Annotated in this window: 11 protein-coding genes; 6 read left to right on the top strand and 5 right to left on the bottom strand. The window is 58.3% G+C overall.

Going from position 1 to position 12,299, the window contains the following annotated elements; genetic code table 11:
* Window positions 1–70 precede the first annotated feature (70 nt).
* The 5 genes from apbE to mgtE all read left to right on the top strand — a co-directional run bounded on the left by apbE (window position 71) and on the right by mgtE (window position 6,219).
* Entirely contained in the window at window positions 71–1,123 is a 1,053-nt protein-coding gene (apbE, locus tag CWM61_RS08905; protein ID WP_100631090.1) for an FAD:protein FMN transferase ApbE, read from the top strand.
* Between the two features lie 73 nt (window positions 1,124–1,196).
* On the top strand, window positions 1,197–2,261 hold the full coding sequence (ada, locus tag CWM61_RS08910) for a bifunctional DNA-binding transcriptional regulator/O6-methylguanine-DNA methyltransferase Ada (protein ID WP_061153824.1): 1,065 nt from the start codon (window positions 1,197–1,199) through the stop codon (window positions 2,259–2,261).
* On the top strand, window positions 2,261–2,914 hold the full coding sequence (alkB, locus tag CWM61_RS08915) for a DNA oxidative demethylase AlkB (RefSeq protein WP_100631091.1): 654 nt from the start codon (window positions 2,261–2,263) through the stop codon (window positions 2,912–2,914). Before ada ends, alkB begins: the two co-directional genes overlap by 1 nt.
* Before the next feature lie 74 nt (window positions 2,915–2,988).
* Window positions 2,989–4,632, top strand: coding sequence for a multidrug ABC transporter permease/ATP-binding protein (locus tag CWM61_RS08920; RefSeq protein ID WP_100631092.1), 1,644 nt, complete (start codon window positions 2,989–2,991; stop codon window positions 4,630–4,632).
* Window positions 4,633–4,782: 150 nt separating this feature from the next.
* Entirely contained in the window at window positions 4,783–6,219 is a 1,437-nt protein-coding gene (gene mgtE / locus CWM61_RS08925; RefSeq protein WP_061153827.1) for a magnesium transporter, read from the top strand.
* Here the strand turns inward: mgtE and CWM61_RS08930 are convergent.
* Complete coding sequence (locus CWM61_RS08930; RefSeq protein WP_074388007.1) at window positions 6,182–7,342, bottom strand: SulP family inorganic anion transporter; 1,161 nt, start codon at window positions 7,340–7,342, stop codon at window positions 6,182–6,184. The two genes, mgtE and CWM61_RS08930, sit on opposite strands and share 38 nt — an antisense overlap.
* 359 nt (window positions 7,343–7,701) lie before the next feature.
* Between CWM61_RS08930 and mqo the strand changes: the two genes are divergently transcribed.
* Window positions 7,702–9,336 carry a malate dehydrogenase (quinone) gene (mqo, locus tag CWM61_RS08935; protein WP_032733376.1) on the top strand — a complete coding sequence of 545 codons (1,635 nt, stop codon included), beginning with the start codon at window positions 7,702–7,704 and terminating at the stop codon, window positions 9,334–9,336.
* Window positions 9,337–9,401: 65 nt separating this feature from the next.
* Here the strand turns inward: mqo and eco are convergent, their stop codons facing one another.
* From eco to CWM61_RS08955, 4 genes are all read right to left on the bottom strand, one after another.
* Entirely contained in the window at window positions 9,402–9,893 is a 492-nt protein-coding gene (eco, locus tag CWM61_RS08940) for a serine protease inhibitor ecotin (protein ID WP_032733375.1), read from the bottom strand.
* 153 nt (window positions 9,894–10,046) lie between these two features.
* Window positions 10,047–11,156 (bottom strand): AI-2E family transporter, encoded by a 1,110-nt coding sequence (locus CWM61_RS08945; protein WP_008803986.1) that lies wholly within the window; start codon window positions 11,154–11,156, stop codon window positions 10,047–10,049.
* Between the two features lie 348 nt (window positions 11,157–11,504).
* The gene (locus tag CWM61_RS08950; protein ID WP_074387972.1) at window positions 11,505–11,693 is read right to left on the bottom strand and encodes a hypothetical protein; all 189 of its coding nucleotides are present in this window, start codon (window positions 11,691–11,693) and stop codon (window positions 11,505–11,507) included.
* Window positions 11,694–11,763: 70 nt separating this feature from the next.
* Window positions 11,764–11,973, bottom strand: a complete 210-nt coding sequence (locus CWM61_RS08955) for a YdgH/BhsA/McbA-like domain containing protein (protein ID WP_004102265.1) — start codon at window positions 11,971–11,973, stop codon at window positions 11,764–11,766.
* Between the last annotated feature and the right edge of the window lie 326 nt (window positions 11,974–12,299).

Raw genomic sequence — 12,299 nt, forward strand, 5'->3', positions numbered from 1 at the left:
CGCCTTTTTTTATGTCTGGTTTAACCTCGCTGGTATACTCTTGTCGCCCTGGTAAGAGGAGCCTCGATTAATGGACATGACTTTCTTTCGCGCCGCACTGCTGGGCGTCTGCGTATTGCTCTCTGGCTGCGATTCAGCCACCACCCCTGCGACCTCCACCTCGACGGCCACCGTGCTGGATGGCAAAACGATGGGCACCTTCTGGCGGGTCAGCGTCATTGGCGTGGATGAGGCAAAGGCTCAGGCGTTGCGCGATAAAGTTCAGGCCCAGCTGGACGCCGACGATCGCCTGCTGTCGACCTGGAAAAACGACTCGGCGCTGATGCGTTTCAACCACGCGGCGGATACCCGGCCCTGGCCAGTGAGCGAAGCGATGGCGGACATCGTGACGCTGTCGCTGCGGATTGGCGCCAAAACGCACGGCGCGATGGATATTACCGTGGGGCCGCTGGTCAATCTGTGGGGCTTTGGCCCGGATAAACAGCCGGTCACCACTCCGGATGCGCAGGCGATTGCCGCGGCGAAGGCGCGCACCGGCCTGCAGCATCTGCAGGTTATCAATCAGAGCGGCAGGCAGTTCCTGCAAAAAGATATCCCCGACCTGTTTGTCGATCTCTCCACGGTGGGAGAGGGCTATGCTGCCGATCACCTCGCGCGATTGATGGAGCAGGAGGGGATCTCCCGCTATCTGGTGTCGGTGGGTGGGGCGCTGGTGAGCCGCGGGATGAACGGCGAAGGTAAGCCCTGGCGGGTGGCGATACAGAAACCGACCGACCGGGAAAACGCCGTCCAGGCGATTGTCGACATCAATGGTCACGGCATCAGCACCTCCGGCAGCTATCGTAATTACTATGAACTCGACGGCAAACGTATCTCGCACGTCATTGATCCGCAGACCGGGCAGCCGATAAGCCATAAGCTGGTCTCCGTCACCGTCATTGCGCCAACGGCGCTGGAGGCGGATGGCTGGGATACCGGACTGATGGTGCTCGGGCCTGAAAAAGCGCAGCAGGTGGTGCGCGAGCAGGGGCTGGCGGTCTATATGATCGTCAAAGAGGGCGAGGGGTTTAAAACCTGGATGTCGCCACAGTTCCGCACCTTCCTCGTCGGCGAGAAAAATTAAAAAGCAAGATTGCGGGTTTTTTGTTGCGGGCGTCGCCGCAGACTGAGGATACACTTACAGCAGGAGCCTCGTCATGAAACCGATAGTTGCCGATACTGATGACCGCCGCTGGCAGGCGGTCTGCGAACGTGATACCCGGGCCGATGGTCAGTTTGTCTTCGCGGTACTGACCACCGGTATCTGCTGCCGCCCTTCCTGCCGCTCGCGTCGTGCGCGGCGGGAAAATGTGCGCTTTTTTGCCGACGTCGCCTCCGCCGTGGCGGCGGGGTTCCGCCCCTGCAAACGCTGCCAGCCGGATAAAGACGATCCGCAGCAGCAAAGGGTCGACAAAGTGGCGCAGGCTTGCCGGTTGCTGGAGCAGGACGCGCCCCTGACCCTTGAGGCGCTGGCTCGTGAGCTGGCGGTCAGCCCGTTTCATTTCCACCGTTTATTCAAATCCGTCACCGGTATGACCCCCAAAGCGTGGCAACAGGCGTGGCGTGCCCGACGCCTGCGGGAAGCGCTGGAGCAGGGGAACACGGTGACCCGCGCCGCGCTGGCGGCCGGTTTTCCCGATAGCAGCAGCTATTATCGTCAGGCCGATGCGGCATTAGGCATGACGGCGAGCCAGTTTCGTCGTGGCGGCGCTGCCACCGTGGTGACCTGGACGACGGGCGACTGCGCGCTGGGTCGCTGTCTGGTGGCGCAAAGTGAGCGCGGCGTCTGCGCGGTTCTGCCGGGCGATAACGATACGGCATTGCTCGACGACCTGCGCCAGCGCTTTCCTAACGCCGAGCTGCGTCAGGGAGACCCTGAGTTCCGTCGTCAGATGGCGGAGATTTTCGCTCACCTCGACGACAGCCGGCGGCCGGTGTCGCTGCCGCTGGATCTGCAGGGCACTGCGTTTCAGCTGCAGGTCTGGCAGGCGCTGCGGCAGATCCCGGCGGGCGAGACCCGCAGCTACCGCCAGGTGGCAGAGCATATTGGTCTGCCACGAGCAGCAAGAGCGGTGGCTGGTGCCTGCGCGGCGAATTCGCTGGCGGTGATCGTTCCCTGCCATCGGGTGGTGCGGGAGGGCGGCGCGCTGTCCGGTTATCGCTGGGGAACGGCGCGGAAAGCGCAGCTGCTGGCGCGCGAGGCCCAACACGAGGAGGAATAATGCTCGATCTGTTTAGCGATACGCCACCGTGGCAGGAGCCGCTGGCACCCGGTGCGGTGGTGCTCCGACGCTTCGCCCGCGAGCGCGCCCCGGGGCTGCTGCAGGCGATTGCCGATGTCGCCCGCCAGTCGCCATTTCGCCAGATGGTCACGCCGGGTGGATACACCATGTCGGTTGCCATGACCAACTGCGGCGCGCTGGGCTGGACCACCGATCGCCATGGCTACCTGTACGCCCCGGTCGACCCGTTAACCGATCAAACCTGGCCGCCGATGCCTGCCGTATTCCGCGAACTGGCGCTGGCGGCAGCCGCCGCCGGCGGCTATCCTGGCTTTTCCCCCGACGCCTGTCTGATTAACCGCTATCAGCCGGGCGCAAAACTGTCGTTGCATCAGGATAAAGATGAACAGGATCTGCGGGCGCCGATCGTCTCGGTCTCGCTGGGTCTGCCGGCCATCTTTCAGTTTGGCGGGTTGCAACGCAGCGACCCGCTGCAGCGGCTGCTGCTGGAGCATGGCGATGTGGTGGTCTGGGGCGGCGAGTCGCGTCTGTTTTATCATGGTATTCAGCCGCTGAAAGCCGGTCATCACCCCGAAACGGGCGACTGTCGTTACAACCTCACTTTTCGGCAGGCGGGCAGTCGCCAGTATTAAAATAAGAATTATTCTTGATGTCATCGGCGAGCCGTTTAAACTGCTGGCTGTTTTGCTTTTCCGGATAGCCTGTTATGGAACTTCTCTCTCTCGTCTGGCGTCAGTATCGCTGGCCGTTTCTCGGCGTGATTGCCCTCAGTCTGCTCAGCGCCGCGCTGGGTATCGGCTTAATCGCCTTCATTAACCTGCGCCTGATTACCGCTGTCGATACCTCGCTGCGGGTCCTGCCGGAGTTTCTTGGCCTGCTGGGGCTGCTGATGGCGGTGACGCTGGGCTCCCAGCTGGCGCTGACCACCCTCGGCCACCATTTTGTTTATCGCCTGCGCGGCGAATTTGTTAAACGCATCCTCGATACTCAGATTGAACAGGTGGAGAAGATCGGCAGCGCGTCGCTGCTTGCCGGGCTGACCAGCGATATCCGTAACATCACCATCGCCTTTGTGCGCCTGCCGGAGCTGGTGCAGGGGATCATTCTGACCTTCGGCTCTGCCGGCTATCTGGCCTGGCTGTCAGGCAAAATGATGCTGGTGACGGCGCTGTGGATGGCGCTCACCATCTGGGGCGGCTTTGTGCTGGTGTCGCGGGTGTACAAACATATGGCCAGCCTGCGCGAAACGGAAGATAAGCTGTATCACGACTACCAGACGGTGCTGGAGGGGCGCAAAGAACTGACCCTCAATCGCGAACGCGCGGAGTATGTGTTTAATCAGCTCTACCTCCCGGACGCCCGGGAGTATCGGCACCATATCGTTCGCGCCGATACCTTCCATCTCAGCGCGGTCAACTGGTCGAATATTATGATGCTTGGCGCCATCGGGCTGGTGTTCTGGATGGCCAACAGCCTCGGCTGGGCCGATACCGCCGTGGCGGCGACCTATTCCCTGACGCTGCTTTTTCTGCGTACGCCGCTGCTCTCCGCCGTCGGCGCGCTGCCCACCTTGCTCAGCGCTCAGGTGGCGTTTAACAAGCTGCGCCAGTTCTCTCTCGCCCCATATCAAGCCGAATTTCCCCGGCCGCAGGCGCATCCTGACTGGCAAACGCTGGAATTGCGCGATATCACTTTCCATTATCCGGACCAGCGCTTTGCGGTAGGGCCGCTTAACCTGACGCTGAAACGCGGCGAGCTGGTGTTTCTGATCGGCGGCAACGGCAGCGGCAAGTCAACCTTGGCGATGCTCCTGACCGGCCTGTATCAGCCGGTTTCCGGTCAGATCCTCGTGGACGGCCAGCCGCTGGCGGCGGATAAACCGGAGGAGTATCGCAAACTGTTCTCCGCGGTGTTTACCGATGTCTGGCTGTTTGACCGTCTGCTTGGGCCGCAGGGCGAGGAGGCCGATCCGGCGCTGGTGGCAACGTGGCTGGAGCGCCTGCAAATGGCCCACAAGCTGCAGCTGGAGAACGGGAAAATTGTCGACCTCCGGCTGTCGAAAGGGCAGAAGAAGCGTGTGGCGCTCCTGCTGGCGCTGGCCGAGTCCCGGGACATCATTCTGCTGGATGAATGGGCAGCGGATCAGGACCCGCATTTCCGCCGCGAGTTCTACCAGGTGTTGCTGCCGCTGATGCAGCAGATGGGGAAAACTGTGTTCGCCATCAGCCATGACGATCACTACTTCCAGCACGCCGACCGCCTGCTGGAGATGCGTGCCGGCCAGCTGTCCGAACTCACCGGGGAGGAGCGGGCGCAGGCTTCCCGCGATGCGGTGGCCCGTACGGCCTGATGCTCGCCGCGAGCCCGGGGGAAAACCCGGGCGCCGCTGAAATTTTCAGCGACTATATTGCTGACAGTTATTATTTCCCCCTCCCCGCGCTATGCTTAAGGCTTCCGGCCCACAGGCCGGCTCACTATTCTCAAAAGGATTGCCCGATCGATGTCCGTTTTGCATAAAAAAAGCGCCCGCTTGCGTGACGAAGAGCGCGCCCGTCTGATTTGGCTCTTGAGCACCGATAAAGCGGTGACCTCCGCGCTGCTGGGCAAACTGACGCTGGCCGAACGTTACGATGAAGGCACGCTGGCCGATGACCTGGCGGAAGTCGAGATCCTGGTCTCGCATCTGCCGCCGCCGGATCTCGCCGATGCGCTGGAAGCGCTCCCCTATGACGCTCGCACCGCGCTGTGGTGCCTGGTGCCTGACGATAAACGTGGCGAAGTGCTGCTGGAAGCCTCAGAAAACGTCTGGGGCGACCTCATCGACAAGATGAGCGACCCCGAGCTGCTGCAGGCGATGCAGCCGCTGGATATCGATGAACAGGTTTACCTGCTGCAGCATCTGCCGCGCAACCTGACCGGACGGCTGCTGGCGACCCTGCCGGCCGAGAAGCGCGCCCGTATTCGCCAGATTATGCGCTACGCCGACAACAGCGTCGGGGCGATCATGGAGTTTGAGGTCATTACGGTGCGACCGGAGGCCACGCTGGCGGCGGTGCAGCGCTATCTGCGGCGTCTGGGTAAAATGCCGGAAAACACCGATAAGCTGTTCGTCACCACCCGTAACAAGCTGCTGCTCGGCGAGCTGGAGCTGCAGACCATTCTGCTCAACGATGCGCAGAAGCGGGTAGGGGAGGTGATGGAGGGCGATCCGGTCACCTTTCAGCCGCACGAAGAGGCCGAGAAGGTGGCGCGCACCTTTGAACGTGATGACTTACTCAGCGCCGCCGTCATTGATGCCGACGGCAAGCTGATCGGGCGACTGACCATCGATGAGATCGTCGATGTGGTTTATGAAGAAACCGATAACGATCTGCGCCGGATGGGCGGCCTGAGCGATGAAGAGGATGTCTTCGCCCCGGTCAGTAAAGCGGTTAAAACCCGCTGGGCGTGGCTGGCGGTCAACCTGTGTACGGCATTTATCGCGTCCAGGGTCATCGATGGCTTCGAACACACCATTTCACAGCTGGTGGCGCTGGCCTCGCTGATGCCGATCGTCGCCGGGATCGGCGGCAATACCGGCAATCAGACGATCACCATGATCGTCCGGGCAATGGCGCTGCAGCAGATCCAGCCCGGCAGCTTTACCTTCCTGATCCTGCGTGAAATGGGGGTCGCCCTGATTAACGGCCTGGTATGGGGCGGGATTATGGGGGCCATTACCTGGTGGCTGTATGACGATCCGCAGCTCGGTGGGGTGATGACGCTGGCCATGATGCTCAACCTGCTGATGGCGGCGATGATGGGCGTGATAATCCCGATGGTGATGGTCAAGCTGGGGCGCGACCCGGCGGTCGGCTCCAGCGTGATGATCACTGCGATCACCGACACCGGCGGCTTCTTTATTTTCCTTGGTCTGGCGACGCTGTTTCTGATGTAGCCTGCGCCTTCGTGCGCAGGCGGCGGGGGATGAGCGCCATGGCGACGATCCCCGCCAGCACGCCGATCGCCAGATTGCTGGTTCCCACCGTCGCGGCGACGGTCACCAGCATCACCAGCGTTTCCGGCCACGGATTACGCGCCAGTTCGCTCGGGCGAATGCTGTGCCAGCTAAAGGTTTTCACCGCCACAATCACCATCACCCCAGCCAGCACCGCCATCGGGATCTGCGCCATCACCTGGCTGAGCGCCGTTACCAGCAGGAGCAGCACCAGACCGGCGATCACCGTTGAGAGACGGCTGCGGGCTTTGCCCATCTCCACGTTAACGATGGTCTGGCCGATCATCGCGCAGCCGGCTATACCGCCATAACAACCGGCAAGGATATTGGCGATACCCAGCCCGGCGCTCTCCCGCGATTTATTCGACGGCGTATGGGTGAGATCATCCACCAGCTTAGCCGTCAGCAGGGACTCCATCAGGCCGACAAAGGCGATGCTGAGGGCGCAGGGCCAGATAATCTGCAGTGTCGCCAGGTTCAGGGGGACGGTCAGGGCGGTGAATCCTGGCAGGCCGCCGCTCATCGAGCCTTCATCGCCGACGGTGGGCAACTGCTGGCCGGTGGTGACGGTATAGAGAGTGAGCACAACAATGGCGATCAGTGGCGCCGGGACAGCCTTAATGAAGCGCGGCGCCCACAGGACGATAAGCAGCGTCAGGACGAACAGGCCGACGATCAGCGGTTGGCGACTCCAGAAATGCGGTACCTGAGCAAAGAAAATCAGTATCCCAAGGGCATTGACGAATCCGGTCATCACCGCCGGGGGAATAAAACGCATCAGGCGCGCCATGCCGCACAGGCCAAACAAAATTTGAATCATACCCGCCAGAATGACCGCCGGCAGAATGTAGCCCACGCCGTACTGATGCACCATCGGGCCAATCACCAGCGCTACCGACCCGGCAGCAGCCGTCACCATTGCCGGGCGCCCGCCGAGCACCGACATCGCCAGGCAAAGCACCACCGAGGCAACCAGGCTGACCTGCGGGTCAACGCCGGCAATGACCGAAAACGAAATGACTTCAGGAATCAACGCCAGGGCGGTAAGCACGCCGGCCAGCACTTCGCGCGTCAGCAGCGACGGGGAGCGGAGGATCGGACGCAAAGTGCCGGAAGCGGAGGAGTCAGGAACAGGCGGCATAAAAAAAGTTCGCAGGTTATAAAAAAAGGAGGAGCGGTGTCAGGCCCGGCTTCCGTGCGGTCTGTCACAAAACCGAGGATGATAGCGCGGAATCCGCAAGGCTACCAGTATGAAAAGTGATTTTATGTATACATTTATTAAACATTTTTATAACGGATCTCAAAACAGAACTTAAAATTTAAACAATATTTAAATTTTTTAGCTTAGGTGGTAACGTGAGTGGTGAGAATCGTATCACCTGCGCTAAATAAAAACAGCGAGTAAAGTAAGGCTCAAATCCGATGAATAAAAAGATGGCCGTACCACGCTCACAGGCGGTTGGTCCCAACAGCACTCGGACCAACACCCGCCATGAGCAAGAGACGGATGTATTGTTGATTGGCGGCGGCATTATGAGCGCCACACTGGGAACCTGGCTGCAGGAGCTTGAGCCAGACTGGTCTATTACCATGGTTGAGCAAATGTCCAGCGTGGCAGAAGAGAGCTCAAACGGGTGGAACAATGCGGGTACCGGCCACGCGGCGCTGATGGAGCTGAACTACACGCCGCAGACCGCCAACGGCATTAATATCGACAAAGCGGTCGACATCAACGAAGCCTTCCATATCTCGCGTCAGTTCTGGGCGCATCAGGTGACGCGCGGCGTCCTGAACAAACCAAAATCTTTCATTAACAGCGTGCCGCACATGAGCTTTGTGTGGGGCGAAGATAACGTCAACTTCCTGCGCGCGCGCTATGCGGCGCTGCAGCAGAGCGAACTGTTCCGCGGTATTCGCTATTCTGAAGACCATCAGCAGATCAAAGCCTGGGCACCGCTGGTGATGGAAGGCCGCGATCCGCAGCAAAAGGTGGCCGCCACCCGTACTGAAGTGGGAACTGACGTCAACTATGGCGAAATCACCCGCCAGCTGATCGCCGGCCTGCAAAAGCATGATAATTTCTCCCTGCAGCTGGGTACCGTGGTACGTCGCTTCAAGCGCAACGCCGACAAGAGCTGGACGGTCACTCTCGCGGATGCCGACAACCGTCGTCAGAAGCGGGTCATTAAAGCTAAATTCATCTTTATCGGCGCCGGCGGCGCGGCGCTGACGCTGCTGCAGGAAACCGGCATTCCACAGGCCAAAGAGTATGCGGGCTTCCCGGTCGGCGGCCAGTTCCTGGTCTGCGAAAATCCGGAGGTGGTGAACCACCATCTGGCGAAGGTTTACGGCCAGGCCGAAGTAGGTGCGCCGCCGATGTCGGTGCCGCACATCGATACCCGTATTATCGACGGTAAACGCGTGGTGCTGTTCGGGCCGTTCGCCACCTTCTCGACCCGCTTCCTGAAGAACGGTTCATTGTGGGATCTGCTGGCCTCGACGAATACCTCGAATATTCTGCCGATGCTTAATGTCGGTCTGGACAACTTCGATCTGGTGAAATATCTGATTAGCCAAGTGATGCAGAAAGATAAAGATCGTCTGGCCGCGCTGTGCGAATACTATCCGGAAGCGCGGAAAGAGGACTGGCGGTTGTGGCAGGCCGGTCAGCGCGTGCAGATTATCAAGCGCGATGCGAAGAAGGGCGGGGTACTGCGCCTCGGCACCGAAGTGGTCAGCGATGACGAAGGCACCGTCGCGGCGCTGCTCGGCGCGTCGCCTGGGGCCTCCACGGCGGCGCCTATCATGCTGCAGCTGATGGAAAAAGTGTTTAAAGATAAAGTCAATTCGCCGGAATGGCAGGCCAGGCTGAAGGCCATCATCCCGACCTACGGTATTCGCCTTGATGGCAACCCGGCGGAGATTGAGAAAGCGCTGGCGTGGACCAGTGAAGTGCTGGAGCTGAAATATGAGCCGGCCGCGGCGGCGGATGAAGCCCCGCAGGCGGAGCTGAAGCCGCTGAGCGGTGGTAAGCCGATGGCGGATATCGCGCTCTGACAAACGCGCTGACAAAAACGGCAGCCTGCGGGCTGCCGTTTTTTTTGTCGGTTTGACGATTCGCCTTAGCGGACGACGGCGTTACCGATGGTTTCGTCGGCGCGCCAGATGCGATATTTCACATCGACATTGGTCGGCGCGTACACGACGATCGGCAATTTGCTGTTGTAGCGCAGCATGGCATCATCGCCGAGGCCGGCAGTGACAAATTTCTTCTCTTTCTTGCCGTCCGGGCAGGCCATCATGGTGGAGACCGGGCCGCTCAGCTTATCAAAGACATAGTAGTCATAGCCCCAGCCTTCCAGGGTTTTGCTTTCCAGCTTCCCGCCTAAACGATGGTGGTTGCAGTCAACTTCCAGCGTCTGGCCGATTATCAGCTCAACCTTCAGCGCTGACTCATCCTGCTGCTGCGGCAGCTGAATAACCTGACGCTTCATGCCTTTTTCCGCTTTCGGGAACGGCGCGACTTTTTCCAGCGGCTGGTCTGCGGCCAGGGCGCCAGCGGACATGCAGGCGGCGGTCAGCAGAGAAACAGCTAGCGTAGTGATTTTTTTCACGGTTGATCATCCTTTATTTTCGTTCCTGACTGATACAGCCTATCATTGCTTTGCTGAATGTTAAGTTTTATTTACTAATTTTTTCAAAATGAATGGTGTTATGTACTGGCATGATTCCATCACGCACCTTGCGCCCGACGCCGGCCGATGAAGCTATTCGTTGCGGCTATTTTTCGCTTCCTCAATGAATTCTTCATCTAATTCATCAGTGTTGCCGGCATGCTCTCGTCCCGACAGCAGGTTCCAGCAAGCGATAAACAAGGCGGCAATCAGCGGCCCGATAACGAATCCGTTGATACCGTAGATCTCCATGCCGCCCAGAGTGGCGATAAGGATCAGGTAGTCCGGCATTTTGGTATCTTTGCCCACCAGCAGCGGACGCAGAATGTTATCCACCAGGCCAATCACAATCACAAAGAAGCCGACGATAAAGGCGCCCTGCCACAGCTGCCCGGTGGCGAAGAGGTAAATCGCCGCCGGCACCCAGATAATGGCCGAGCCTACCGCCGGGATAAGCGACAGGAACGCCATCAGCGCTCCCCACAGAATACTGCCGTCCAGACCGGCAACCCAGAAGGCAAAGCCGCCCAGCGCCCCCTGCGCCAGCGCAACAGCCACAGTGCCTTTTACCGTGGCGCGGGCGACCGCGGCGAATTTAGCGAACAGGTGCTGCTTCACGTAGCTCGATAACGGCAGGGATTCGAGGGTCAACAGCACCAGGTAAGGCCCATCCTTCAGCAGGAAAAACAGCAGGTACAGCATAATGCCGAAGCTGACGGTAAAGCCAAAGGTGCCTTTACCAATCAGAAACGCGCTGCCGGCCAGATACTGGCCGCTTTTCAGCGCAACATCGGAGAGCTGCTGCTGGATCTGCTGCGCGCTATCGAGGTTGTGCTCGGCAAGGAAACTTCTCGCCCAGCCGGGGAGGTGGGCAAACAGACTGGCGACCACCGTCGGGAACTGAGTGTCGTTATGCTGAAGTTTGCTATACACCACGTTCAGCTCGTAGGCCAGCGACGAGAGGATGATCGCCAGCGGCGTAAAAACGATAAGGCAGATAATGACGATGGTCAGCAGCGCCGCGAGGCCATTGCGCTCGCCGAGGCGGGTACGAATCTTGTTTTTGACCGGATTAAAAATCACCGCAAGGATCGCGGCCCAGAGGATGGCGGAATAATAGGGTGAGAGAACATCAAAAAAGGCCAGGGTTACAATAAAGACGATAAGGATGAAAAATCCTTTGGTAAGTCCATTAACTCTCATGTCATCCGCTCCTGCTTATGAGTCATACAGTCGAATGATAGATGCTACGACGTAATTTACCATCTGGATAGTCGTACTCTATAACAGAGGGGAAAAAGTGGATAAAAGCCCTGGCAGAAAACCCTGCGGACGCTATTGAGTAAAACAGACAACTTCTGCTTTCAATGCCTGTCCGGTACGCATGATGAAAGCAGTGTTATCTGCAAAATGTGCTGTCAGGAAGCAACGAGGTGTAGAAGCGCAGTATATCGATACGGCAAAAGCGGAAGTTATGGCGGATAATCCATGGTCAAACGGGCAGAAAAAAAGCGCGCAGCGGATATTTCCACGCGCGCCTTATGCAGTGTCTTACTGAAGATTGCCTGCGGTCAGGCTCTCTTTATCAAAGGCATGGCTGACATCAATATGATTCTGATGCATCGATGTATCGATATTTGAACCCGCCTCCGGATGCGTCTGGCTCTTCTCTGCGGCTATCACGCCGGACGAAAGTGTAGCGGCCAACAGCAGTGCGGTGACTACGCCGATATTTTTCATGTTCTGTTCCTTATTTCATCGTGTTGTCGCTGTCGCCTGTTTCTTCCGGCGGCCCGGCAATATGGCGATTTTATTTCGTCAGCTCAGCGGTCATATGTACGCGGTTATTGAATTGAGCGCTGGTGATTTTGTAAGACGCGCCTTGCTCTGCGGCCTGCGCGGCAATTTTGGCTTCTGCACGGTCCAGGGTGGAAGCGCTGGCGCTGATGCTCTGAGCAAAAGTACCGAAAGAGATCATAGAGAGTGCGGCAACTGCAACGAAAGTTTTGATGGATTTCATGGTCGTATTCCTGAAGTGTTTTGTCAGTGTTGGAGCGTTGTTGCCCCGATGTGATAAATGATAGGCTGACGGTCGGATGATTAAAATCGAAACAATTTGCTCTCATTGTTCAGTAAATTTGAATAATTATTGTCAAGTATCGCCATCCAGTTTTGTTAAGAAAGTTAAATTACAATTCAGCCTCATTGTCATAACAAATATATAAAAAGTTATTTTTTAACTTTCGATAGATGATTTTCTTGTTTGCTATCATCTGAACTGCAGCAATATAGTTTTTAGGCAGCAATAAGCGCCGGCGTGCGGCAAATAAAAATTATCCACGAATA

This window comes from Klebsiella sp. K-Nf6, assembly GCF_002806655.1.
GTDB lineage: Bacteria > Pseudomonadota > Gammaproteobacteria > Enterobacterales > Enterobacteriaceae > Klebsiella > Klebsiella variicola.